This window comes from Citrobacter sp. wls714 (assembly GCF_005281025.1).
Classification (GTDB): domain Bacteria; phylum Pseudomonadota; class Gammaproteobacteria; order Enterobacterales; family Enterobacteriaceae; genus Citrobacter; species Citrobacter werkmanii.
Map to the genome: position 1 here is coordinate 81,584 of NZ_SZWZ01000028.1, position 23,679 is coordinate 105,262.

At 54.8% G+C, this 23,679-nt stretch carries 22 protein-coding genes; 19 read left to right on the forward strand and 3 right to left on the reverse strand.

The genetic code is table 11. The features are described from left to right. Window positions 1–74 precede the first annotated feature (74 nt). From tamA to FDX11_RS05385, 3 genes are read left to right on the forward strand one after another with little or no spacing between them, the layout of a single operon-like run. Window positions 75–1,808, forward strand: a complete 1,734-nt coding sequence (gene tamA, locus FDX11_RS05375) for an autotransporter assembly complex protein TamA (protein WP_079225621.1) — start codon at window positions 75–77, stop codon at window positions 1,806–1,808. Then, window positions 1,805–5,581, forward strand: a complete 3,777-nt coding sequence (gene tamB / locus FDX11_RS05380) for an autotransporter assembly complex protein TamB (protein ID WP_137397592.1) — start codon at window positions 1,805–1,807, stop codon at window positions 5,579–5,581. The genes tamA and tamB overlap by 4 nt, the downstream gene beginning before the upstream one ends. A 2-nt stretch (window positions 5,582–5,583) precedes the next feature. Further along, window positions 5,584–5,928 carry a gamma-glutamylcyclotransferase gene (locus FDX11_RS05385; RefSeq protein WP_003025723.1) on the forward strand — a complete coding sequence of 115 codons (345 nt, stop codon included), beginning with the start codon at window positions 5,584–5,586 and terminating at the stop codon, window positions 5,926–5,928. Window positions 5,929–6,032: 104 nt separating this feature from the next. Here FDX11_RS05385 and ppa read toward each other — a convergent pair whose 3' ends face one another. Next, a complete protein-coding gene (gene ppa, locus FDX11_RS05390) occupies window positions 6,033–6,560 on the reverse strand; it encodes an inorganic diphosphatase (RefSeq protein WP_038636623.1) in 528 nt (175 codons plus the stop codon). A gap of 309 nt (window positions 6,561–6,869) precedes the next feature. Here ppa and ytfQ point away from each other — a divergent pair, with 309 nt between their 5' ends. From ytfQ to FDX11_RS05415, 5 genes are all read left to right on the forward strand, one after another. After that, window positions 6,870–7,826 (forward strand): galactofuranose ABC transporter substrate-binding protein YtfQ, encoded by a 957-nt coding sequence (gene ytfQ, locus FDX11_RS05395; protein WP_042312755.1) that lies wholly within the window; start codon window positions 6,870–6,872, stop codon window positions 7,824–7,826. A 103-nt stretch (window positions 7,827–7,929) separates the two neighbouring features. Continuing rightward, on the forward strand, window positions 7,930–9,432 hold the full coding sequence (gene ytfR, locus FDX11_RS05400; protein WP_137397593.1) for a galactofuranose ABC transporter, ATP-binding protein YtfR: 1,503 nt from the start codon (window positions 7,930–7,932) through the stop codon (window positions 9,430–9,432). A 13-nt stretch (window positions 9,433–9,445) separates the two neighbouring features. Beyond that, window positions 9,446–10,468: a galactofuranose ABC transporter, ATP-binding protein YtfT gene (gene ytfT, locus FDX11_RS05405; protein ID WP_137397594.1), complete on the forward strand. Its 1,023-nt coding sequence runs from the start codon at window positions 9,446–9,448 to the stop codon at window positions 10,466–10,468. Continuing rightward, window positions 10,455–11,456 (forward strand): galactofuranose ABC transporter, permease protein YjfF, encoded by a 1,002-nt coding sequence (gene yjfF, locus FDX11_RS05410; RefSeq protein WP_042312751.1) that lies wholly within the window; start codon window positions 10,455–10,457, stop codon window positions 11,454–11,456. The genes ytfT and yjfF overlap by 14 nt, the downstream gene beginning before the upstream one ends. A gap of 103 nt (window positions 11,457–11,559) precedes the next feature. Next, entirely contained in the window at window positions 11,560–12,672 is a 1,113-nt protein-coding gene (locus FDX11_RS05415; RefSeq protein WP_081953364.1) for a methyl-accepting chemotaxis protein, read from the forward strand. Window positions 12,673–12,773: 101 nt separating this feature from the next. Here FDX11_RS05415 and fbp read toward each other — a convergent pair whose 3' ends face one another. Beyond that, complete coding sequence (fbp, locus tag FDX11_RS05420; RefSeq protein ID WP_042312748.1) at window positions 12,774–13,772, reverse strand: class 1 fructose-bisphosphatase; 999 nt, start codon at window positions 13,770–13,772, stop codon at window positions 12,774–12,776. Between the two features lie 175 nt (window positions 13,773–13,947). On the opposite strand from fbp, the gene mpl reads away from it, so the two are divergent. After that, on the forward strand, window positions 13,948–15,324 hold the full coding sequence (mpl, locus tag FDX11_RS05425; RefSeq protein ID WP_016151460.1) for a UDP-N-acetylmuramate:L-alanyl-gamma-D-glutamyl-meso-diaminopimelate ligase: 1,377 nt from the start codon (window positions 13,948–13,950) through the stop codon (window positions 15,322–15,324). Between the two features lie 99 nt (window positions 15,325–15,423). Here the strand turns inward: mpl and yjgA are convergent, their stop codons facing one another. Continuing rightward, on the reverse strand, window positions 15,424–15,975 hold the full coding sequence (yjgA, locus tag FDX11_RS05430; protein ID WP_038636638.1) for a ribosome biogenesis factor YjgA: 552 nt from the start codon (window positions 15,973–15,975) through the stop codon (window positions 15,424–15,426). Window positions 15,976–16,070: 95 nt separating this feature from the next. Here yjgA and pmbA point away from each other — a divergent pair, with 95 nt between their 5' ends. From pmbA to FDX11_RS05480, 10 genes are all read left to right on the forward strand, one after another. Further along, a complete protein-coding gene (gene pmbA, locus FDX11_RS05435) occupies window positions 16,071–17,423 on the forward strand; it encodes a metalloprotease PmbA (protein ID WP_137397595.1) in 1,353 nt (450 codons plus the stop codon). Window positions 17,424–17,509: 86 nt separating this feature from the next. Next, window positions 17,510–17,896 carry a cytochrome b562 gene (cybC, locus tag FDX11_RS05440; RefSeq protein ID WP_061382747.1) on the forward strand — a complete coding sequence of 129 codons (387 nt, stop codon included), beginning with the start codon at window positions 17,510–17,512 and terminating at the stop codon, window positions 17,894–17,896. Between the two features lie 310 nt (window positions 17,897–18,206). Further along, window positions 18,207–18,515, forward strand: a complete 309-nt coding sequence (locus tag FDX11_RS05445) for a PRD domain-containing protein (RefSeq protein WP_016151467.1) — start codon at window positions 18,207–18,209, stop codon at window positions 18,513–18,515. Window positions 18,516–18,525: 10 nt separating this feature from the next. Further along, window positions 18,526–18,888, forward strand: a complete 363-nt coding sequence (locus FDX11_RS05450; RefSeq protein WP_008786042.1) for an SFCGS family glycine-rich protein — start codon at window positions 18,526–18,528, stop codon at window positions 18,886–18,888. 2 nt (window positions 18,889–18,890) lie between these two features. Beyond that, window positions 18,891–19,190, forward strand: coding sequence for a DUF4312 family protein (locus FDX11_RS05455; RefSeq protein WP_038636649.1), 300 nt, complete (start codon window positions 18,891–18,893; stop codon window positions 19,188–19,190). 22 nt (window positions 19,191–19,212) lie between these two features. Then, window positions 19,213–19,989, forward strand: coding sequence for a DUF4311 domain-containing protein (locus FDX11_RS05460; protein WP_006686375.1), 777 nt, complete (start codon window positions 19,213–19,215; stop codon window positions 19,987–19,989). Between the two features lie 11 nt (window positions 19,990–20,000). Further along, window positions 20,001–20,645 (forward strand): DUF4310 family protein, encoded by a 645-nt coding sequence (locus FDX11_RS05465; protein WP_038636652.1) that lies wholly within the window; start codon window positions 20,001–20,003, stop codon window positions 20,643–20,645. A 58-nt stretch (window positions 20,646–20,703) separates the two neighbouring features. After that, a complete protein-coding gene (locus FDX11_RS05470) occupies window positions 20,704–21,837 on the forward strand; it encodes an amidohydrolase/deacetylase family metallohydrolase (RefSeq protein WP_137397596.1) in 1,134 nt (377 codons plus the stop codon). Further along, window positions 21,821–22,939 carry a DgaE family pyridoxal phosphate-dependent ammonia lyase gene (locus FDX11_RS05475; RefSeq protein WP_042312739.1) on the forward strand — a complete coding sequence of 373 codons (1,119 nt, stop codon included), beginning with the start codon at window positions 21,821–21,823 and terminating at the stop codon, window positions 22,937–22,939. Before FDX11_RS05470 ends, FDX11_RS05475 begins: the two co-directional genes overlap by 17 nt. Then, window positions 22,936–23,676: a KDGP aldolase family protein gene (locus tag FDX11_RS05480; RefSeq protein WP_042312737.1), complete on the forward strand. Its 741-nt coding sequence runs from the start codon at window positions 22,936–22,938 to the stop codon at window positions 23,674–23,676. The genes FDX11_RS05475 and FDX11_RS05480 overlap by 4 nt, the downstream gene beginning before the upstream one ends. Window positions 23,677–23,679 lie beyond the last annotated feature (3 nt).

Sequence of the window (23,679 nt, forward strand, 5' to 3'; positions counted from 1 at the left end):
GATTTTTTGTTAAGCCGAGGAACGGCATAGTATTTTTTTCCAGGGGTGGGAAAAAAGGATATTCAGGAGAAAATGTGCCACATATCCGTCAGTTATGTTGGGTGGGATTACTGTGCTTAAGTGGCTCCGCCGCCGCCGCGAATGTTCGCTTACAGGTCGAAGGATTATCAGGACCGCTGGAGAAAAACGTTCGTGCGCAGTTGTCCACGATTCAAAGTGATGAAGTCACTCCAGACCGACGCTTTCGTGCGCGCGTTGATGATGCCATCCGCGAAGGGCTAAAAGCGCTGGGCTACTTTGAGCCGACCATCGATTTTGAGCTGCGCCCGCCACCGGCAAAAGGACGCCAGGTGCTGATTGCCAAAGTAACCCCCGGCGAGCCGGTGCTGATTGGCGGCACCGAAGTGATTTTGCGCGGTGGCGCGCGTACGGATAAAGATTATCTGGATCTGCTGAAAACGCGCCCGGCAATCGGCACCGTGTTGAATCAGGGTGATTATGACAACTTCAAAAAATCCCTCACCAGCGTGGCGCTGCGCAAAGGCTATTTCGACAGTGAATTTAATAAAAGCCAGCTTGGAATAGCGCTTGAGCGCCGTCAGGCGTTCTGGGATATCGATTACAACAGCGGTGAACGCTATCGCTTTGGGCATGTCACCTTTGAAGGCTCGCAAATTCGTGATGAGTACCTGCAAAACCTGGTGCCATTTAAAGAAGGTGAAGAGTACGAGTCGAAAGATCTGGGGGAACTTAACCGTCGTCTGTCGGCGACCGGATGGTTTAATTCTGTGGTTGTCGCGCCAGAATTTGATAAAGCCCGCAAAACCAAAGTGTTGCCGCTTAAAGGCGTGGTCTCGCCGCGAACCGAAAACACCATCGAAACCGGGGTTGGTTATTCAACTGACGTCGGACCACGGGTAAAGACCTCGTGGAAAAAGCCGTGGATGAACTCCTATGGCCACAGCCTGACCACTAGCGCCAGTATCTCTGCGCCAGAGCAGGTCATTGATTTTAGTTATAAAATGCCGCTGTTAAAGAACCCACTGGAGCAGTATTACCTGGTGCAGGGGGGCTTTAAGCGTACTGATTTAAACGACACCGAGCAGGACTCCACGACGCTTGCGGTTTCCCGTTACTGGGACCTTTCCAGCGGCTGGCAGCGCGCGATTAACCTGCGCTGGAGCCTCGACCACTTTACCCAGGGTAACGTCACCAATACCACCATGCTGCTCTATCCGGGCGTGATGATTAGCCGGACGCGTTCGCGCGGCGGTCTGATGCCCGTCTGGGGCGATTCTCAACGCTATTCCATTGATTATTCCAATACGGCCTGGGGTTCAGACGTTGATTTCTCCGTCTTCCAGGCGCAAAACGTCTGGATCCGTACGCTGTACGACAGGCATCGCTTTGTGATGCGCGGTAACCTCGGCTGGATTGAAACCGGGGACTTCGACAAAGTGCCACCGGATCTGCGTTTCTTCGCCGGGGGCGATCGCAGTATTCGCGGTTACAAATACAAATCTATTTCGCCCGAAGGCAGCGACGGTAAGCTGAAAGGGGCCTCGAAGCTGGCAACCGGCTCGCTGGAATACCAGTACAACGTGACCGGGAAATGGTGGGGCGCAATGTTTGTCGATAGCGGCGAAGCGGTCAGCGATATTCGCAAAAGCGATTTCAAAACCGGCGCCGGGGTCGGTGTGCGCTGGCAGTCGCCGGTCGGACCTATCAAGCTCGACTTTGCCGTCCCTGTCGGCGACAAAGATGAACATGGTTTACAGTTTTACATCGGTCTGGGGCCTGAATTATGAGTTTATGGAAGAAGATAAGCCTCGGCGTGCTAATTTTTATCCTGCTGTTGTTAGGCACGGTGGCGTTCCTTGTCGGTACTACCTCGGGCCTGCACCTGATCTTCAAGGCAGCTAATCGCTGGGTTCCGGGGCTGGAAATTGGTCAGGTCAGCGGCGGCTGGCGGGATTTATCGCTCAAAAATATTCGTTATGACCAGCCTGGCGTGGCGGTGAATGCCGGTGAAGTGCATCTGGCCGTCGGGCTGGAGTGTCTTTGGGATAGTAGCCTGTGCGTCAACGATCTGTCGCTGAAAAATATCAACGTGGCGATCGACAGCAAAAAGATGCCGCCTTCAGCACCGGTTGAGGAGGAGGATAGCGGCCCGCTTAACCTTTCCACACCTTATCCGATCACGCTTTCGCGCGTGGCGCTGAATAACATCAATATCAAAATTGACGACACCACAGTTTCAGTGCTCGATTTTACCTCCGGCCTGAACTGGCAGGAAAAAACGCTGACCCTGAAGCCAACGTCATTACAGGGCCTGCTGATTGCCCTGCCTAAAGTGGCGGAAGTGGCGCAGGAAGAGGTCGTTGAACCGAAGATTCAAAACCCGCAGCCGGATGAAAAACCGCTCGGTGAAACGCTAAAAGATCTGTTCTCAAAGCCGGTGCTACCGGAAATGACCGATGTCCATCTGCCGCTCAACCTCAATATTGAGGAGTTTCGCGGCGAGCAACTGCGCGTGACCGGGGATACGGATTTAACGGTGCATAACATGCTGCTCAAAGTGAGCAGCATTGACGGCAACATGAAGCTCGACGCGCTGGATATCGACTCTAATCAGGGTACGGTAAACGCCAGCGGTACGGCGCAGCTCACCAACACATGGCCGGTGGATATTACCCTCAACAGCACGCTGAACGTCGATCCATTAAAAGGCGAAAATGTGAAGCTGAAGGTCGGTGGCGCGCTGCGTGAACAGCTGGAAGTCGGCGTCAATCTGTCTGGCCCGGTTGATATGGACCTGCGCGCGCAAACGCGTCTGGCAGAAGCCGGATTACCGCTCAATCTGGAAGTGGTGAGTAAGCAGGTTTACTGGCCGTTTACCGGCGACAAGCAGTTCCAGGCCGATGACATTAAGCTCAAGCTGACCGGCAAAATGACCGACTATACGTTGTCGATGCGTACCGCGGTGAAAGGGCAGGATATTCCTCCGGCTACCATCACACTGGATGCCAAAGGCAACGAACAGCAGATCAATCTCGATAAACTGAGCATTGCGGCGCTGGAAGGGAAAACCGAGCTGAAAGCGCTGGTGGACTGGCAGCAGGCGATCAGTTGGCGCGGGGAGTTAACGCTGGACGGCATCGACACTGCGAAAACAATCCCGGACTGGCCGTCAAAGCTGAATGGTCTGGTGAAAACGCGCGGGAGTCTGTACGGCGGAAGCTGGCAGATGGAGATTCCTGAGCTGAAGCTGACCGGTAACGTGAAGCAGAACAAGGTTAATGTGAATGGCTCGCTGAAGGGGAACAGCTACCTGCAGTGGACGATCCCTGGCCTGCATCTGGAACTGGGACGCAACAGTGCGGACGTGAAAGGGGAACTGGGGGTCAAAGACCTTAATCTCGACGCGACGATTGATGCCCCAAGCCTGGATAACGCGCTGCCGGGATTAGGCGGTACGGCGAAAGGGTTGGTAAAAGTTCGCGGGACGGTAGAAGCGCCACAGCTGTTGGCGGACATCACCGCTCGCGGCCTGCGCTGGCAGGAGCTTTCCGTTGCTCAGGTTCGCGTCGAAGGCGACGTGAAATCGGCGGAGCAAATCGCCGGTAATCTCAACGTTCGCGTAGAACGGATTGTACAACCTGACGTGAATATCGGCCTGGTGACGCTTAACGCCAAAGGCAGTGAGAAGCAGCATGAGCTACAGTTGCGCATTCAGGGGGAGCCGGTCTCCGGACAGCTCTCCCTGGCAGGCAGCTTTGATCGCAAAGAGCAGCGCTGGAAAGGGGAATTAAGCAATACCCGTTTCCAGACACCGGTTGGTCCGTGGGCGCTCAATCGTGCTATCGCGTTGGATTACCGCAATCAGGAGCAAAAAATCAGCATTGGGCCGCACTGCTGGAACAACCCGAATGCAGAGCTATGCGTACCGCAAACCATTGATGCCGGTGCAGAAGGACGCGCGGTGGTGAATCTCAACCGTTTCGACCTGGCGATGCTGAAACCGTTTATGCCGGATACGACTCAGGCCAGCGGGGTGTTCACCGGCAAAGCCGATGTCAGTTGGGACACGACCAAAGAGGGGCTGCCGCAGGGGCAGGTCATGCTTTCCGGACGCAACGTGAAGGTCACGCAAAGCGTGAACGATGCGCCGCTGCCAGTGGCATTTGAAACGTTGAATCTGACCGCCGACCTGCACGACAACCGTGCCGAACTGGGCTGGCTGATTCGCCTGACCAATAACGGACAGTTTGACGGAAAGGTGCAGGTAACCGATCCACAAGGGCGCCGTAACCTGGGCGGCAACGTCAATATCCGCAACTTCAATCTGGCGATGGTGAACCCTATCTTCTCACGTGGTGAAAAGGCCGCGGGGACGATCAACGCCAACCTGCGTTTGGGCGGCGATGTGCAAAGCCCACAGCTGCTTGGACAATTGCAACTGAGCGGACTGAATATAGACGGTAACTTTATGCCGTTTGACATGCAGCCAAGCCAGTTAGCCGTTAACTTCACCGGAACACGCTCAACGTTGGCGGGTGTGGTGCGTACGCAGCAGGGGGAAATCAACCTGAGCGGCGACGCTGACTGGAGTCAGATCGACAACTGGCGGGCGCGCGTTGCGGCGAAAGGCAGTCGGGTGCGGATCACCGTGCCGCCGATGGTGCGTCTGGATGTCTCGCCGGATGTGGAATTTGAAGCGACACCGAGCCTGTTTACCCTGAACGGCAATGTCGATGTGCCGTGGGCGCGTATCGTGGTCCACGATCTGCCGGAAAGCGCGGTAGGGGTGTCCAGCGATATGGTGATGCTTAATAACGATCTCCAGCCTGAGAAACCGCAGACCGCCGGGATCCCGATCAACAGCAACCTGAACATCCACGTCGGTAATAACGTGCGTCTTGATGCCTTTGGTCTGAAAGCGCGGCTGACGGGCGATCTGAAGGTGGTGCAGGATAAACAGGGACTGGGGCTTAACGGACAGATTAATATCCCGAGCGGTCGCTTCCATGCCTATGGTCAGGATCTGATTGTGCGTAAGGGCGAGCTGTTATTCTCCGGTCCGCCGGATCAGCCGTTGCTCAATATTGAAGCGATTCGTAACCCGGATGCTACCGAAGATGACGTGATCGCTGGTGTTCGCGTCACGGGCACGGCTGATGAACCGAAAGCGGAGATCTTCTCCGACCCGGCGATGTCGCAGCAAATGGCGCTGTCCTACCTGCTTCGTGGGCAAGGACTGGATAGTGAACAGAGCGACAGCGCGGCGATGACTTCAATGCTTATTGGCCTGGGGGTTGCACAAAGTGGTCAGGTTGTGGGTAAAATCGGGGAGACATTTGGCGTAAGCAATCTGGCACTGGACACGCAAGGGGTGGGTGACTCATCTCAGGTCGTTGTCAGCGGATACGTACTGCCAGGTCTGCAGGTGAAATATGGTGTGGGTATATTTGACTCCTTAGCGACACTCACGCTACGTTATCGTCTGATGCCTAAGCTATATCTGGAAGCAGTGTCTGGCGTAGATCAGGCACTTGATTTGCTCTATCAGTTCGAGTTTTAGCAATGCGAATATTTGTCTACGGCAGTTTACGAACCAAACAAGGCAACAGCCACTGGATGACCAATGCCCTGTTGCTGGGAAATTTCAGTATCGACAACTACCAGTTGTACAGCCTGGGCCACTATCCAGGCGCCGTTCCGGGAAATGGAACAGTACACGGGGAAGTTTATCGTATTGATAACGCCACGCTGGCAGAGCTTGACGCTCTGCGTACCCGTGGTGGTGAATACGCACGCCAGCTAATTCAAACGCCGTACGGAAGTGCATGGATGTACGTGTACCAACGTCCGGTTGATGGCTTAACGCTGATTGAAAGCGGTAACTGGTTAGACAGAGACCAGTACTGATATGAACACGCCACCCTCGGGTGGCGTTGTTTTATGTGCCCGTTGCACTCGCATTTGGGCACAAAAAAGCCCCGACATGCGGGGCTAAGCATCATAAGTAAGAATTACTTCTTCGCGCGCTCGAAGGAAGCAACGATTTCAGCTTTAGCCGCTTCGGCGTTGTCCCAACCGTCAACTTTTACCCATTTGCCTGCTTCGAGATCTTTGTAATGCTCGAAGAAGTGGGTGATCTGCGCTTTCAGCAGTTCCGGCAGGTCGGACACATCTTTGATGTGATCGTATTCTTTGCTCAGCTTGGTGTGCGGTACCGCAACCAGTTTCGCATCTTCACCGGATTCGTCGGTCATTTTCAGAACGCCAACCGGACGGCAGCGGATCACTGAACCTGGCTCCAGCGGGTACGGAGTCGGGACCAGAACGTCAACCGGATCGCCATCCAGAGACAGGGTGTGGTTGATGTAACCGTAGTTGCACGGATAGAACATCGCGGTGGACATGAAGCGGTCAACGAACAGGGCGCCGCTCTCTTTGTCAACTTCGTATTTGATCGGATCTGCGTTGGCAGGGATCTCGATAACAACGTAGATATCTTCCGGCAGGTCTTTACCGGCAGGGACGTTGAGTAAGCTCATGTCTGTTTCCTTTAAATAAGCTATGGCAAACAAGTGGCGGGTATTATAGCCAACTCGCGCAGAATGTCTCCGCTTGTTTTCGCTTTCTCTACTCCCATTTTCTTCTTTTTGCTCCTCTCTGGTGACAGAAAAATCCATATCTTCAGCCGCATTTTTCATAGTGATATGAAAGCGATTACAAACTTGTGATTAACGTTTTATTTACTTTTTTGAAGTGTGATGTAACGCAATCCGTTACATGCTCAATTGTCTATAGTTTTTTCGCGACGGTTTATTAACCAACAATAATCACCCTACGAGGACGCACTTATGTGGAAGCGCTTACTTATAGTCACAGCAGTTTCGGCAGCCATGTCGTCTATGGCAATAGCAGCCCCTTTAACCGTAGGATTTTCGCAGGTTGGCTCTGAATCCGGCTGGCGCGCCGCAGAAACCAACGTGGCGAAAAGCGAGGCCGAAAAACGCGGAATTACGCTGAAAATCGCTGACGGCCAGCAAAAGCAGGAAAACCAGATTAAAGCAGTCCGTTCATTTGTTGCCCAGGGCGTCGATGCCATCTTTATTGCGCCGGTCGTGGCAACAGGTTGGGAGCCGGTGTTAAAAGAGGCCAAAGATGCCGATATTCCGGTCTTTTTGCTTGATCGTTCCATCGATGTAAAAGACAAATCTCTCTATATGACTACCGTCACCGCCGATAACGTGCTGGAAGGCAAATTGATCGGCGACTGGCTAATTAAAGAGGTGAACGGCAAGCCGTGTAACGTCGTTGAGTTACAAGGGACCGTTGGTGCCAGCGTGGCGATCGATCGTAAGAAAGGGTTCGCTGAAGCCATCGCTAACGCGCCAAACATCAAAATTATCCGCTCTCAGTCCGGCGATTTCACCCGCAGTAAAGGGAAAGAAGTGATGGAGAGCTTTATCAAAGCGGAAAACAACGGCAAGAACATCTGCATGGTTTACGCCCACAACGATGACATGGCGATCGGCGCTATTCAGGCGATCAAAGAGGCTGGCCTGAAACCAGGCAAAGACATTCTGACGGGGTCAATCGACGGCGTACCGGATATCTACAAAGCGATGATTGATGGCGAAGCCAATGCCAGCGTCGAGCTGACGCCGAATATGGCAGGCCCGGCATTTGACGCGCTGGAGAAATTCAAAAAAGACGGCACGATGCCTGAGAAGCTGACCATTACCAAATCGATCCTCTATCTGCCGGATACCGCGAAAGAAGAGCTAGAGAAGAAGAAAAACATGGGCTACTAAGCCTTCATGAAACTGCCGGGGGCGCTGCGTTTGCCCGGCCTACATTAAGCTCTTTTGTAGGCCGGATAAGCGTAGCGCCATCCGGCGTGATGCAGGGGGAACCATGACCACCGACCAATACCAGGAAATCCTCCGTACAGAGGGCTTAAGCAAATTCTTTCCCGGCGTCAAAGCGCTGGATAACGTGGATTTCAGCCTGCGACGCGGCGAGATCATGGCATTGCTCGGCGAAAACGGGGCGGGGAAATCGACGCTGATCAAAGCGTTGACCGGTGTTTATCATGCCGATCGCGGCACGATTTGGCTCGAAGGCCAACCAGTCTCCCCCAAAAATACTGCCCATGCCCAGCAACTGGGGATTGGCACCGTGTACCAGGAAGTGAACCTGCTGCCCAATATGTCGGTAGCGGATAATTTGTTTATTGGCCGCGAACCGCGACGCTTTGGCCTGTTGCAGCGTAAACAGATGGAAAAGCGCGCGACGGAGCTGATGGCGTCGTACGGTTTTTCTCTTGATGTGCGCGAGCCTCTGAACCGCTTTTCCGTGGCAATGCAGCAGATCGTCGCCATTTGCCGGGCGATCGATCTCTCTGCGAAGGTGCTGATCCTCGATGAGCCTACCGCCAGCCTTGATACCCAGGAAGTTGAAATGCTGTTCGGCCTGATGCGGCATCTGCGCGATCGCGGCGTCAGTCTGATTTTCGTCACCCATTTCCTCGATCAGGTTTATCAGGTCAGCGATCGCATCACCGTTCTGCGTAACGGTGGCTTTGTGGGCTGTCGTGAAACTCGCGAACTGCCACAGATCGAACTGGTCAAAATGATGCTGGGTCGCGAACTGGATACCCATGCGCTACAGCGCGCGGGCCGCACGTTGCTGAGCGATAAACCGGTGGCGGCGTTTAGCGATTTTGGCAAGAAAGGCACTATTGCCCCGTTCGATCTGCAGGTGCGTCCTGGTGAGATCGTCGGTCTTGCCGGGCTGCTGGGATCCGGGCGGACGGAAACCGCGGAAGTGATTTTTGGCATTAAACCCGCCGACAGCGGCAGCGCACTGATCAAAGGTAAACCGCAGACCTTGCGATCGCCGCATCAGGCTTCGTGCCTGGGGATCGGTTTTTGCCCGGAGGATCGCAAAACGGATGGCATAATCGCCGCCGCCTCGGTACGCGAAAACATCATTCTGGCGTTGCAGGCGCAGCGCGGCTGGTTGCGCCCAATTCCCCGTAAAGAACAAAACGAGATTGCCGAGCGCTTTATTCGCCAGCTTGGTATTCGCACCCCTAACGCTGAACAGCCGATCGAATTTCTCTCCGGCGGCAATCAGCAAAAAGTCTTGTTGTCGCGCTGGTTACTGACCAAACCGCAGTTTCTGATCCTCGATGAACCCACGCGCGGGATCGATGTCGGCGCGCATGCCGAGATCATCCGCCTGATCGAAACGTTGTGCGCCGATGGATTGGCCCTGCTGGTTATCTCATCGGAACTGGAAGAACTGGTGGGCTATGCCGATCGGGTCATTATTATGCGCGATCGCAAACAGGTGGCCGAGATCCCACTGGCTGAATTGTCCGTCCCGGCGATCATGAACGCCATTGCGGCCTAAGGAGACTATGGTGATGCCTCAATCTCTCCCTCAATCCAATCCGCCTAAACGACGGCTTCATTGGCCCAAGGGGATGCCACAGCTGGTAGCGTTGTTGCTGGTACTGCTGGTGGACAGTCTGGTTGCGCCGCACTTCTATCAGGTGATTTTGCAGGATGGACGTTTGTTCGGTAGCCCGATTGATATTCTCAACCGCGCCGCACCCGTGGCGCTGTTGGCGATTGGTATGACGCTGGTGATTGCCACCGGCGGTATCGACCTTTCCGTGGGCGCCGTGATGGCCATTGCCGGGGCCACGACCGCGGCGATGACGGTGGCCGGGCACAGCCTGCCGGTGGTGCTGCTTGCCGCCTTAGGCTCCGGCATTCTGGCGGGATTGTGGAACGGAGTTTTGGTGGCCATCCTCAAGATCCAACCCTTCGTCGCCACGCTGATCCTGATGGTCGCCGGGCGCGGAGTGGCGCAGTTGATCACCTCCGGGCAGATCGTCACCTTCAACTCGCCTGAGCTTTCCTGGCTTGGCAGCGGCTCGCTGTTACTGTTCCCCACGCCGGTGATTATTGCGCTACTGACGCTGGTGGTGTTCTGGCTGCTGACGCGTAAAACGGCGCTGGGCATGTTTATTGAAGCGGTGGGTATCAACATTCGTGCGGCGAAAAATGCCGGGGTCAACACCCGCATTATCGTGATGCTCACCTATGTGCTGAGCGGCCTGTGTGCCGCTATCGCCGGGATCATTGTCACGGCGGATATTCGCGGCGCGGATGCGAATAACGCCGGATTATGGCTGGAGCTGGACGCTATTCTGGCGGTGGTCATTGGTGGCGGCTCGTTGATGGGCGGGCGTTTTAACCTGCTGCTGTCGGTGATCGGCGCGTTAATTATTCAGGGAATGAACACCGGTATTTTACTGTCGGGCTTCCAGCCGGAACTGAATCAGGTGGTCAAAGCCGTCGTGGTGTTGTGTGTGCTGGTTGTGCAGTCACAACGCTTTATCAGCCTGATAAAAGGAGTGCGTGGTCATGATAAAACGTAATTTACCGCTGATGATCACCCTCGGCGTGTTTGCGCTGGGCTACCTCTACTGTCTGACGCAATTTCCGGCTTTTGCTTCCACCCGGGTGATTTGCAATATCCTGACCGATAACGCTTTTTTAGGGATTATTGCCGTCGGCATGACCTTCGTAATCCTCTCTGGCGGGATCGACCTTTCCGTTGGCTCGGTAATCGCCTTTACCGGCGTATTTCTGGCAAAGGCGATTGGCTACTGGGGTATTTCTCCGTTACTGGCGTTCCCGCTGATTTTGCTGATGGGCTGCGCGTTTGGCGCGTTTATGGGATTGCTGATTGATGCGCTGAAGATCCCGGCGTTTATCATTACCCTGGCGGGAATGTTCTTTTTGCGCGGCGTTAGCTATCTGGTTTCTGAAGAGTCGATCCCAATTAACCATCCGGTTTATGACATGCTCTCCAGCCTGGCATGGAAAATCCCCGGCGGCGGCCGTCTGAGCGCGATGGGATTGCTGATGCTGGCGGTGGTGGTCATCGGCATCTTTCTGGCGCACCGTACGCGGTTCGGTAATCAGGTTTATGCGATTGGCGGCAACGCCACCTCTGCTAACTTGATGGGGATCTCCACTCGCAGCACCACCATCCGTATTTATATGTTGTCTACCGGTTTGGCTACGCTGGCTGGCATTGTTTTTTCCATTTACACCCAGGCCGGCTATGCGCTGGCGGGCGTCGGTGTCGAGCTGGATGCGATTGCCTCAGTCGTGATTGGCGGTACGCTGTTGAGCGGCGGAGTGGGTACGGTTTTAGGCGCCTTGTTTGGCGTGGCTATTCAGGGGCTGATCCAGACCTATATTAATTTTGACGGCACATTAAGTTCCTGGTGGACCAAGATCGCGATTGGTATTTTATTGTTTATTTTTATTGCCTTACAACGCGGTCTCACGGTGCTTTGGGAAAATCGTCAAAGCTCGCCGGTCACCCGCGTAAGCACGGCGACAACACCAAAGTAACATCATGATTTTTCACAAGACATTTAAATAGCTAAACTTTTTCCGGTTGTAGTCGATAGGTTCTGTACAGGTCTGTTTTAACCCTACAACCGGAAATATAACAATGCCAAAATCCCTTTCAATTCGATCAAGTTTGTTGGTGTTATTGTCTCTGCTGGCGTTTCTTCTTTTGCTGACCGGCGGAATGGGGCTATACGCCTCTACCCGCATTATTACTTCATTGATTTATCACGGTATTATGAGTGCAGCGATGCTGGCGGCCATCGCATTGCTGGCGGTTATTTGGTTTATGCTGCGAAATAAGTTTCTCAAACCGCTGGATAATATTGTTGAACAGCTGGAACGTCTGGCGACGGGAGATTTATCGTCGGTTGCTGCGCTGTCGGCCAGCGCCGAATTCAACCGCCTGAACGCAGCGATGGATGACATGCGCCATGCGCTGGGCGACTCGGTGCAACGCGTGCGTGACGCCAGCTCGCAAATTGATATCGGTAGCCGTGAACTGACGGCCGGAAATCAGCATCTGGCGCAGCGCACTGAATCGACAGCCACGTCGCTGGAACAAACCGCCGCCAGCATGGAGGAGTTAACGGCAACCGTGAAACAGAATGCGGACAACGCCGAACAGGCGCACCAGTTGGCAAAATCGGTATCGGATACCGCCGATCGCGGCAGCGAGATGGTGTGCTATGTGATCGAGAAAATGCGCGATATTGCCGGCAGTTCCAGCCGCATTGCCGACATTCTTAGCGTGATTGACGGCATTGCATTTCAGACCAATATTCTGGCGCTCAATGCCTCCGTTGAAGCGGCGCGGGCCGGTGAGCAAGGACGGGGTTTTGCGGTTGTCGCAGGTGAAGTACGTAATCTGGCCAGCCGCAGCGCCGAAGCGGCAAAAGAGATCCGCGCGTTAATCAGCGATTCGCACACCCATGTCGGTGAAGGCAGTGAGCTGGCGCAGCAGGCGGGTGAAACCATGGATGAAATTGCCACTGAAGTGATGCGCATGACTAAGCTGATGCGTGAAATCGCCAGCGCGTCCCAGGAACAGAGTCGCGGCATAGAGCAGGTGAATATCGCGGTGATGCAGATGGATGAAACGGCGCAGCAAAATGCGGCACTGGTACAGCAGTCTTCAGCGGCTACCCGCTCGTTGGAAGAGCAGTCACATGCGCTGCTGGAGGCGATGGCGGCGTTTAAGCTACAGACAGTGTAACCGAACGTAGGCCTGATAAGGCGAAGCCGCCATCAGTCAATGAATTGCCGGATGGCAACGCTGCGCGTTTTATCCGGCCTACGTCCGTACGATCAAGACAATTACGCGTCCGGGAACTCGCGGATAAAGCGTTCTACATCTTCAACCATATGGTCGTTGCCCACGAAGAAGGAGCGGCGCTGGTGCAGGCTTTCCGGAATGATATCCAGAATACGCTCTTTACCATCGCTGGCTTTGCCGCCCGCCTGCTCGGCCAGGAAGGCCATCGGGTTGCATTCGTACAGCAGACGCAGTTTCCCTTGCGGGTGGCTGGCGGTGCTTGGGTACAGGTAGATCCCGCCTTTGAGCAGATTGCGATGGAAATCCGCAACCAGAGAGCCAATGTAGCGCGAGGTGTACGGGCGCTGGGTTGACTTATCTTCTTCCTGACAGAATTTAATGTACTTCTTCACGCCATTCGGGAATTTGATGTAGTTGCCTTCGTTAATGGAGTACGTGCTGCCTTTCGCCGGGAAGCGCATACGTTCCTGGCTGAGGCAGAATACGCCCAGAGAAGGATCGTAGGTAAAAGCGTGTACGCCACAGCCGGTGGTATATACCAGCATGGTGGAAGAACCATAAACAACGTAGCCCGCAGCAACCTGCTTGTTGCCCGGCTGCAGGAAATCCTCTTCCGTAACCGGTGTGCCGACTGGGGTTACGCGGCGATAAATAGAGAAAATCGTACCGACAGAGACGTTAACATCGATGTTGGATGAGCCATCCAGCGGATCCATTAGCACAACATATTTTGCGTGTTCGCAGCCTTCGAAGACGACGATTTCATCTTCTTCTTCCGAGGCAATGCCCGCCACAATGTCGCGCGCCTTCAGTGCAGCTTTCAGTTTTTCGTTCGCGAACAGATCGAGTTTCTGCTGAACCTCTCCCTGCACGTTCTCAGCACCGCTGGCACCCAGGATATCGACCAGACCGGCCTTGTTGATATCGCGGTGGATGATCTTGGCGCCCAGCTTTATTGCCGACAACAAAGCAGTGAGTTCACCGGTAGCATGAGAAAACTCGTGCTGCTTTTCGACAATAAATTCACCTAACGTTTTCATAACACTTTCCCTGCAATTTATGTGGAGTAAAGCGACCGCAACAATATTAACAAATATTTCCATTGTTGCGCTTAGGTGAATCGCGCCAGCAAACTACGGAATATCCTGAAATGCGTTTCTCACTTGCCGGACATGTGCGTAAAATGGCCCCCAGATTAAAAAAGGATAGTGACGTATGCGCATTCATATTTTGGGAATTTGTGGCACTTTCATGGGCGGTCTGGCGATGCTCGCGCGCTCGCTTGGTCATGAAGTAACCGGTTCGGACGCCAATGTGTATCCGCCGATGAGTACCTTACTTGAGAAGCAAGGCATTGATTTGATTCAGGGGTACGATGCCAGCCAGCTCGACCCGCAGCCGGACCTGGTGATCATTGGCAACGCCATGACCCGTGGTAATCCCTGCGTGGAAGCGGTGCTTGAGAAGAACATTCCGTACATGTCTGGCCCGCAGTGGCTGCATGACTTTGTCTTGCGCGATCGCTGGGTACTGGCGGTTGCGGGGACGCACGGCAAAACCACCACTGCCGGAATGGCGACCTGGATCCTTGAAGCCTGCGGCTATAAGCCAGGCTTTGTGATCGGTGGCGTTCCGGGCAACTTTGAGGTTTCTGCGCGTCTGGGCGAAAGCGACTTCTTCGTGATTGAGGCGGATGAGTACGACTGCGCCTTCTTCGATAAGCGTTCTAAATTCGTGCATTACTGCCCGCGCACGCTGATCCTCAACAATCTTGAGTTCGATCACGCGGACATCTTTGACGATCTGAAAGCTATTCAGAAACAGTTCCATCACCTGGTGCGTATCGTGCCGGGCCAGGGACGCATCATCTACCCGGAAAACGACATCAATCTGAAACAGACGATGGCGATGGGCTGCTGGAGCGAACAAGAGCTGGTGGGCGAACAAGGCCACTGGCAGGCGAAAAAACTCACTACCGATGCCTCCGAGTGGGAAGTGTGGCTGGACGGTGAAAACGTTGGCGTAGTGAAGTGGGGGCTGGTTGGCGAACATAACATGCACAACGGTCTGATGGCGATTGCGGCTGCCCGTCATGTTGGCGTAGTGCCTGCCGACGCGGCGAATGCGCTGGGCTCATTCATCAACGCCCGTCGTCGTCTTGAACTGCGCGGCGAAGCGAACGGCGTGACGGTGTATGACGATTTTGCTCATCACCCGACGGCGATTCTGGCAACGCTTGCTGCACTGCGCGGTAAAGTGGGCGGCACTGCGCGCATTATCGCGGTCCTGGAACCTCGCTCGAACACCATGAAAATGGGCCTGTGCAAAGATGACCTGGCGCCATCGTTAGGTCGTGCGGACGAAGTGTTCCTGCTGCAACCGCCGCACATTCCGTGGCAGGTAGCAGAAGTCGCTGAAGCCTGCGTACAGCCTGCGCACTGGAGCGGCGATGTGGATGCGCTGGCAGATATGGTGGTGAAAACCGCACAGCCAGGCGATCACATCCTGGTGATGAGCAACGGCGGGTTTGGCGGCATTCATCAGAAACTGCTGGATGGCCTGGCGAAGAAAGCTCAGGCAGAAGAAGAGTAAAAAAATGCCCGGTGGCGCTATGCTTACCGGGCCTACGATGCGTTGTAGGCCGGATAAGGTGTTTGTACCGCCATCCGGCACTTTCGGCAGACGAAGAGGTTACGCCTCGTTTTCCGCCAGTTCACGCAGGTACTGGAAAATCTGACGCGCTGATTTCGGCGGCTTGTTGCCCGCTTTTTCTTTCCTGGCGTTACGCACCAGCGAACGCAGTTGCTGACGATCGGCATCAGGCCACAGGTTCATCACTTCTTCGATGGCTTCATCGCTACCGTCAACCATACGGTCACGCAGTTGCTCCAGCTTATGGAAGACAACGACCTGCTGGTTGTGGCGGTTTTTCAGCTTGTCCAGCGCCTGACGGATAGGATCAACATCGCGCTGGCGCAACATTTTGCCAATCAGCTGCAGCTGGCGGCGGCGACCTTCCATCTTAATGCGCTGGGCCAGCTCAATGGCGGCACGTAAATCCGCGTCGAGCGGGATTTTATCCAGCGCGTTTTTCCCCAGTTCTACCAGTTCCACACCCAGGCGTTTTAACTCCTCGGCGTCACGTTTTATTTCACTTTTACTGACCCAGATAATTTCATCGTCTTCGTCTTCGATGTCATCACCGGGAACGTCGTCGAGCCAGTCTTCGGGCTGCTTAGTCATGTCAGGCTCCTTAAAAAAAGAGGCTAATGTTACCAGTTAAGATGCGCACTGAAAAACGGTTCTCTGTTAGACTTCAGAGAAACTCTCTCTACATTATGGCATTTGCGATGAAAGTAATCTCACAAGTTGAAGCGCAGCGTAAGATTCTGGAAGAAGCGGTCTCGACGGCTCTGGAATTAGCGTCAGGTAAGTCGGATGGCGCGGAAGTCGCTGTTAGCAAGACCACGGGTATTAGCGTCAGCACCCGTTATGGTGAAGTGGAGAACGTAGAATTCAATAGCGATGGCGCGCTGGGGATTACGGTTTATCACCAGAACCGTAAGGGCAGCGCATCCTCCACCGATTTAAGTCCGCAGGCGATTGCCCGTACCGTCCAGGCCGCGCTGGATATTGCACGCTACACTTCGCCGGATCCGTGCGCGGGCGTGGCAGATAAAGAACTGCTGGCCTTTGATGCGCCCGATTTGGACCTGTTCCACCCCGCGGACGTTTCCCCTGATGAAGCCATCGAACTGGCTGCTCGTGCTGAACAAGCGGCGCTGCAGGCTGATAAGCGTATCACCAATACCGAAGGCGGCAGTTTTAACAGCCACTATGGCATCAAAGTGTTTGGCAACAGCCATGGCATGCTGCAGGGCTACTGCTCCACGCGTCATTCCCTTTCCAGCTGCGTGATCGCGGAAGAAAATGGCGATATGGAGCGTGATTACGCTTACACCATTGGCCGGGCGATGGGCGATCTGCAAACGCCGGAATGGGTAGGGGCAGACTGCGCGCGCCGTACCTTATCTCGCCTGTCTCCGCGTAAGCTTTCCACCATGAAAGCGCCGGTCATTTTCGCCAATGAAGTGGCGACTGGACTGTTCGGACACCTGGTCGGCGCGATTGCTGGTGGCTCCGTATATCGCAAATCCACCTTCCTGCTGGACTCGCTGGGCAAACAAATTCTGCCGGAATGGTTGACCATTGAAGAGCATCCACATCTCCTGAAAGGGCTGGCCTCCTCGCCATTTGACAGCGAAGGCGTACGCACAGAGCGCCGTGACATTATTAAAGACGGCATTTTGACCCAGTGGCTGCTGACCAACTACTCTGCCCGTAAGCTGGGGGTGAAGAGCACCGGTCATGCGGGCGGGATTCACAACTGGCGTATTCCTGGACAAGGTCTAAGCTTCGAGCAGATGCTCAAAGAGATGGGCACGGGCCTGGTGGTGACTGAGCTGATGGGGCAGGGCGTAAGCGGCATTACCGGCGATTACTCGCGTGGCGCGGCGGGCTTCTGGGTCGAAAACGGCGAAATTCAGTACCCGGTGAGTGAAATTACCATCGCCGGCAACTTAAAAGAGATGTGGCGTAATATCGTCACCGTCGGCAACGATATTGAAACGCGCAGTAATATTCAGTGTGGTTCAGTCCTGTTGCCGGAGATGAAGATCGCCGGGCAATAATACCCGTCATACTTCAAGCTGTGGCGTGAATTATTGAGGGTATCTGGCGTTTGTTTATTTTTGAATAATAAAAAAGGAAGTGAGCAATGCGTAAACACCTGTTAGCGATCGTCGCAGCTTCAACGCTGGTTCTTGGTTCTTCTGCATTTGCAGCCGATCTTGAAGACGATATGGGGATCCTCAACGACAACCTGAAAATCGTCGAAAAAACGGATAATGCGACTGAGCTGAAAGACGCGTTAACCAAAATGCGTGCAGCCGCGCTGGACGCGCAAAAGGGAACGCCGCCGAAGCTGGAAAACAAATCCCCGGACAGCCCGGAGATGAAGGATTTCCGCCACGGCTTTGACACGCTGATCGGTCAGATCGACGGCGCGTTGAAGCTGGCGAACGAAGGTAAAGTCAAAGAGGCGAAAGCCGTTGCGGAAGACCTGAAAAAAACACGCAACGAAAACCACAAGAAGTTCCGTTAATCTGCTCTATCCGGCCTGCATAATCGTAGGCCGGATAAGACGCCAAAGGCTATCCCCGTCACATTTTTTCAACTTTAGAGTTAGGGAAATCATTCGCCGAACCGGCTGTTTTCTGCTCATCTCTTGCGATACCCGTCACAATTTCCCGCCACTAAAGCGCAAATATCGCCTTTTCTGCGGCATAGATCACTATCGCTGCGCCTCTTTCCACTTCGAAGTGGAAAACAACTCGCTACAAACTTTTAACCCCCACCGCTAATTTACCCTCAGAGCCATTAGCGGGGTAAGACGAGTGAATAACGGAGCTGTAATGAATGACATGGGGGAATCGGTTGAACTGGCCGACCGCATGCTGGCGCAGGTGTATGCCTTGCTGCGTGAACGCCACATTATTCCCAACGCCGTACAGGAACAGATGCTGACATCGCATGTTCGCGCTATGGCGCACCGCTCGGTAACGGGTGAACCCTTACCAGAAGTCGATGCCAGCTTGTTCGATGAAATATCTGCCGAATCAATGGCGCTTGCCCGCGACGTGGTCGCTGAGTTTGGCAATCTTCCTGAGGAAGAGGCCTGGCTGCTGTCGGTGCACTTCGAAGTCGCGAAAGACAACCTGTAAGGAGCAAAAGATGGAACAAATTACCGTAGTGATTGGCGATCGTCTGGGTAAAGGCCAGAAAGTGGCGGCAGGCGTTGAGAAAGCGGGTGGCCGAGCGGTCGTGGTGCCGGGTGTGGCGGCAGATATGAAGCTGGGCGATGTGATGAAAGCGGAAAATGCCACCTTTGGCATCTCGTTTTGCGGCAGCGGCGGGGCGGGCGCGATTACCGCGCAAACCAAATATGGCTACAAGGCGAAATATGGTATGCGCTCGGTCGATGAAGGGGTAACCGCCATCAATGAAGGCTGCAACGTGCTGGGGTTCGGTTTTATGGACAAAGAAGAACTCGGTGAGCGCCTGGTACAGGCGTGGCAAAAGAAATACGGCGCTTAAGCATGAAAGAGCAATTCACCACCACGGTGAGAGTCACGGGCAAGGGGGAGGCCAAAGCGCGCGCCTTTGCCGATGCTCTGAACCACGTTCAGGCTGCGGTGATGAAAGCGTCCCCGCATATCTTACTGCGTATTGAGCCACAGGATGTGCAGGTTGTTCAAGCGCGTGAAACGGTGCGCAAAGAGGCGTTTTTGTTCCTCTTCCTGCGCCGGGAAAGACGCACCTTCAGCGTGGAGCTGGACGTGACCGTCAACGTGACTGCCATCAATCTCGACAAGGTGGATTTCGTTACGCAACGCTGATTCTTTATTAAAAGGCATAATTATGTTCCTGATAATATTAATAAAATCGCTCATCATCGGCGGCCTGGTTGGCGTCGGTGTCGGCGCTGGGGCTGCACGCATGTTTCATGCGCCGACCACTCAAGGGATGGGCGCGTTTCGTACTCTGGGAGAACTGAATTCCTGTGAAGGGGATCCGGCTTCTCACTTCTCGTTCGGCCTGGGCTTTTTCTTTAACGCCTGGGCTTCTTCCGTTGCCGCAGGGGCGTTCACGCAGGACGTCGACCATCGCATCATCCCCAACTGGGGCGCCGCCGCGCTGATGATTAAAAATCGCAACGTTGGTGAAACGCTGCATGATCCTAAGCGCATGGCGATTGCCTGCGGTGTTATCGGCATGATTGTCGTGACCTTCCTGAACCTCACCGCGTCATCCGTACCGGAAGCGCTACAGGTTACTGCCGTTAAGGTGCTGGTGCCCGCGGCAAACCTGCTGGTCAACACCGTGATGCCAGTGATTTTCTGGCTGGCAGCGATTGATGCCGGCAAGAAATCCGGCTTCTGGGCTACCGTTTTTGGCGGCGCGGCGCAGTTAATTATGGGCAACGCCGTCCCGGGTCTGGTGCTTGGCATTTTGATCGGCAAAGGTGTTGAAGAGAGCGGCTGGAACCACGTGACGAAAGTGATGATGGTGGCTATCGTCGCGCTGTTCGTCCTGAGCGGCTTCTTCCGCGGCTTCGACATGAAGATGATCGAATCCTTCCATCTGACCGTGCCTGACTGGTTGGAACTTATCCACAACTCGCTCAGCGGTAAATAACGGAGGCCATCATGGAACAGAATAAAGGTTTTTGGTTCGCTGACTGGTCGTTCCCGATCTTCGTTGGCCTGCTCTCATCCGGCGTGTTTGCCGGAACGCACATGTACTACCTGTACGGTATCGGCGCATTCAACGAAGTGGCGTTCGTGGCGATGTTGAAAGCGGGAATGGACACCGGCTCCTACGGGGCGGTAGCGGCATTTGGCGCCAGCTTCCTGTTTGCCCGCATCATTGAAGGTTCGCTGGTGGGGATTCTGGATATCGGCGGGGCGATCCAGACCGGGGTCGGGTTAGGCGTTCCGGCGCTGCTGTTGGGCGCGGGCATTATCTTCCCGGTCGCCAACTTCGCTGCCTCGCTGGTCACCGGCCTAGTGATTGGTCTGGCGATTGGCTACATCATCATTCTGGCGCGTAAGTTCACCATCAATCAGAGCGACTCAACCTACGGAGCGGACGTGATGATGGGGGCCGGTAACGCTTCTGGCCGCTTCCTCGGTCCCTTGATTATCCTCAGTGCGATGACGGCCTCCATTCCGATTGGCGTCGGTTCACTGCTGGGTGCGCTGCTGTTTTATATCTGGCAAAAACCGATCACCGGCGGGGCGATTCTCGGCGCGATGATCCTCGGTTCCATCTTCCCGATTGCCATTAGCTAACGGTTGATTTGTAGGCCGGATAAAGCGGTTACGCCGCCATCCGGCAAAGGAGAGAACGATGTTTGACTTACTCCTGCGCCATGCGCGTCTGGTCGATGACACGCTGACTAATATTGCCCTTCAGGGTGGCAAAATCGCGGCGTTGGGTGACGTTGATGGTCCGGCGCTGAAAACCATTGACCTGCGCGGCGAATGTTACGTTAGCGCGGGCTGGATTGATTCTCACGTTCACTGCTACCCGAAATCGCCGATTTACCATGACGAACCGGACAGTGTGGGTGTTGCCACTGGCGTTACCACCGTGGTGGATGCCGGTAGCACAGGCGCTGATGATATTGACGATTTTTATACGCTGACTCGTGATGCGGCCACCGAGGTTTATGCGCTGCTGAATGTTTCACGCGTTGGGCTGATCGCCCAAAACGAGCTGGCTAACATGGCCAATATTGACGCCGATGCGGTGCGGCAGGCGGTGAAACGTCACCCGGACTTTATCGTCGGCCTGAAGGCGCGCATGAGCAGCAGCGTGGTAGGGGTTAACGGCATCACGCCGCTGGAGCGCGCCAAAGCGATGCAGGCGCAGAACGGTGGCCTGCCGCTGATGGTGCATATCGGCAACAACCCGCCGGATCTGGATGAGATCGCCGAGCGCCTGAGCGCAGGCGACATCATTACCCACTGCTACAACGGTAAGCCGAACCGCATTCTGACGCCGCAAGGTGAGTTGCGGGCATCAGTGACGCGGGCGATTTCACGCGGCGTGCGTCTGGACGTTGGGCATGGCACCGCCAGCCTGAGCTTTGCAGTGGCGAAACGCGCCATCAGCCTGGGTATTTTGCCGCACACCATCAGCTCCGATATTTATTGTCGCAACCGTATTAGCGGCCCGGTGTATTCCCTGGCGAATGTGATGTCGAAATTTCTTGCCATTGGCATGTCGCTTCCGCAGGTCATTGAATGCGTTACCGCCCATGCTGCCAATGGTCTGCGCCTGAAACAGAAGGGGCGACTGCAGGTCGGTCTGGATGCCGATTTAACCCTCTTTACGCTTAAGCGCCAGCCAACCGTGCTGGTAGATGCAGAAAACGACAGCCTGCAGGCTGAACAACTGCTGGTGCCGCTTGCCGCAATACGTGCGGGCAAGGGCTATATGACCGAACAAGGGAGCGCGGAACATGCCTTCGATTTTTGAGAAATACAAATTAAAACAGGTGATTAACACATCAGGTCGCATGACGGCACTCGGTGTGTCTACGCCGCGACCCGAAGTGGTTGAGGCCGCAATAGCCGGGATGAACCAATACTTTGAGATGAAAGACCTGGTGAATAAAACCGGTGACTACATCGCGAAATTGCTGGAAGTGGAAGGGGCAACAGTTGTCTCCTGCGCTTCAGCCGGGATCGCCCAGTCGGTCGCGGCTGTGCTGGTTAAAGACAGCGACTGGCTGCTGGAGAACCTGCACGTTACGCCCATCGACAACAACGAAATCGTGTTGCCCAGAGGTCACAACGTCAACTTTGGCGCGCCGGTGGGCACCATGGTAGCGCTTGGCGGCGGCAAGGTCGTAGAAGCCGGTTATGCCAACGAATGTTCCGCAGCGCAGTTAGCGGCAGCCATCACACCGCGCACCGCGGCCATTCTGTATATCAAATCTCACCACTGCGTACAGAAAAGTATGCTCAGCGTGGAGCAGGCTGCGGTGGTGGCGCGCACGCATAATCTACCGCTGATTGTGGACGCGGCGGCGGAAGAAGATTTGCAGTGCTACTACCGCGTGGGCGCAGATCTCGTTATCTATAGCGGTGCGAAGGCAATTGAAGGGCCAACCAGCGGTCTGGTGATCGGTAAAACTCAATACGTTGAGTGGGTAAAACGTCAAACGGCGGGTATTGGCCGGGCAATGAAAGTGGGTAAAGAGGGAATACTTGGCCTGACCTGCGCTATTGAACTGTACCTCAACGCGCAGAAAGAGAGCGGTGCGGAAATGGTCGAGAAAATGACGCCGTTTATTAATAACTTGAATCAGCTTCACGGCGTAAGCGCCCGCGTGGTGTGGGACAGTGCAGGGCGCGACATCGCGCGTACGGAAATTAAGTTTGACGAAGCGGTAACCGGGATCGCCACTGGCGAACTGGTCGACGCGCTGAAGCAAGGGGAGTACGCGATTTACTTCCGTGGTTACAAAGCCAACGAAGGCATTATCGAAGCCGATGTGCGCAGCGTCGATCGCGCGCAGCTGGAGATTGTGGCCCGTCGAATTGGTGAAGTGATTTCGCAGGAGAAAAAAGCATGAAACTGATCCCTAACTTTTATCGCGACCGCGTCTGCCTGAACGTACTGGCAGGCTCCAAAGAAAATGCCCAGGAGATTTACGAGGCGGCGGAAGGGCACGTGCTGGTTGGCGTATTGTCAAAAAATTACCCGGATGTCGCAAGCGCGGTAACGGATATGCGTGAATACGCGGCGCTTATCGACAATGCGCTCTCCGTGGGGCTGGGGGCGGGCGATCCTAACCAGTCGGCGATGGTCAGTGAAATTTCCCGTCAGGTGCAGCCCCAGCATGTCAATCAGGTCTTTACCGGCGTGGCGACCAGTCGTGCGCTGCTGGGCCAGCAGGACACGGTGGTCAACGGTCTGGTTTCACCAACCGGTACGCCGGGGCTGGTAAAGATTTCCACCGGTCCGCTAAGCAGCAAAGCACCGGACGGCATTGTGCCGGTAGAAACCGCCATTGCGCTGCTCAAAGATATGGGCGGCAGCTCAATTAAATACTTCCCGATGGGCGGCCTGCAATGCCGTGACGAATACATCGCGGTCGCCCAGGCCTGCGCGCGTCATGACTTCTGGCTGGAGCCAACGGGCGGGATCGATCTGGATAATTTCAGTGAAATCCTGCAGATCGCCCTCGATGCCGGAGTGAGCAAAATCATTCCTCACATCTATAGTTCGATTATTGATAAGGTGAGTGGTAATACCCGTCCGGACGACGTACGCCAACTGATGGCGATGACCCGGGCCTGCGTAGGCTAATTG

Coding starts and splice junctions, on each gene's coding strand:
- tamB (WP_137397592.1), top strand. CDS start 1,805: ATGAGTTTATGGAAGAAGATAAGCCTCGGCGTGCTAATTTTTATCCTG.
- FDX11_RS05385 (WP_003025723.1), top strand. CDS start 5,584: ATGCGAATATTTGTCTACGGCAGTTTACGAACCAAACAAGGCAACAGC.
- ppa (WP_038636623.1), bottom strand. CDS start 6,560: ATGAGCTTACTCAACGTCCCTGCCGGTAAAGACCTGCCGGAAGATATC.
- ytfQ (WP_042312755.1), top strand. CDS start 6,870: ATGTGGAAGCGCTTACTTATAGTCACAGCAGTTTCGGCAGCCATGTCG.
- ytfR (WP_137397593.1), top strand. CDS start 7,930: ATGACCACCGACCAATACCAGGAAATCCTCCGTACAGAGGGCTTAAGC.
- ytfT (WP_137397594.1), top strand. CDS start 9,446: ATGCCTCAATCTCTCCCTCAATCCAATCCGCCTAAACGACGGCTTCAT.
- yjfF (WP_042312751.1), top strand. CDS start 10,455: ATGATAAAACGTAATTTACCGCTGATGATCACCCTCGGCGTGTTTGCG.
- FDX11_RS05415 (WP_081953364.1), top strand. CDS start 11,560: ATGCCAAAATCCCTTTCAATTCGATCAAGTTTGTTGGTGTTATTGTCT.
- fbp (WP_042312748.1), bottom strand. CDS start 13,772: ATGAAAACGTTAGGTGAATTTATTGTCGAAAAGCAGCACGAGTTTTCT.
- mpl (WP_016151460.1), top strand. CDS start 13,948: ATGCGCATTCATATTTTGGGAATTTGTGGCACTTTCATGGGCGGTCTG.
- yjgA (WP_038636638.1), bottom strand. CDS start 15,975: ATGACTAAGCAGCCCGAAGACTGGCTCGACGACGTTCCCGGTGATGAC.
- pmbA (WP_137397595.1), top strand. CDS start 16,071: ATGGCATTTGCGATGAAAGTAATCTCACAAGTTGAAGCGCAGCGTAAG.
- cybC (WP_061382747.1), top strand. CDS start 17,510: ATGCGTAAACACCTGTTAGCGATCGTCGCAGCTTCAACGCTGGTTCTT.
- FDX11_RS05445 (WP_016151467.1), top strand. CDS start 18,207: ATGAATGACATGGGGGAATCGGTTGAACTGGCCGACCGCATGCTGGCG.
- FDX11_RS05450 (WP_008786042.1), top strand. CDS start 18,526: ATGGAACAAATTACCGTAGTGATTGGCGATCGTCTGGGTAAAGGCCAG.
- FDX11_RS05455 (WP_038636649.1), top strand. CDS start 18,891: ATGAAAGAGCAATTCACCACCACGGTGAGAGTCACGGGCAAGGGGGAG.
- FDX11_RS05460 (WP_006686375.1), top strand. CDS start 19,213: ATGTTCCTGATAATATTAATAAAATCGCTCATCATCGGCGGCCTGGTT.
- FDX11_RS05465 (WP_038636652.1), top strand. CDS start 20,001: ATGGAACAGAATAAAGGTTTTTGGTTCGCTGACTGGTCGTTCCCGATC.
- FDX11_RS05470 (WP_137397596.1), top strand. CDS start 20,704: ATGTTTGACTTACTCCTGCGCCATGCGCGTCTGGTCGATGACACGCTG.
- FDX11_RS05475 (WP_042312739.1), top strand. CDS start 21,821: ATGCCTTCGATTTTTGAGAAATACAAATTAAAACAGGTGATTAACACA.
- FDX11_RS05480 (WP_042312737.1), top strand. CDS start 22,936: ATGAAACTGATCCCTAACTTTTATCGCGACCGCGTCTGCCTGAACGTA.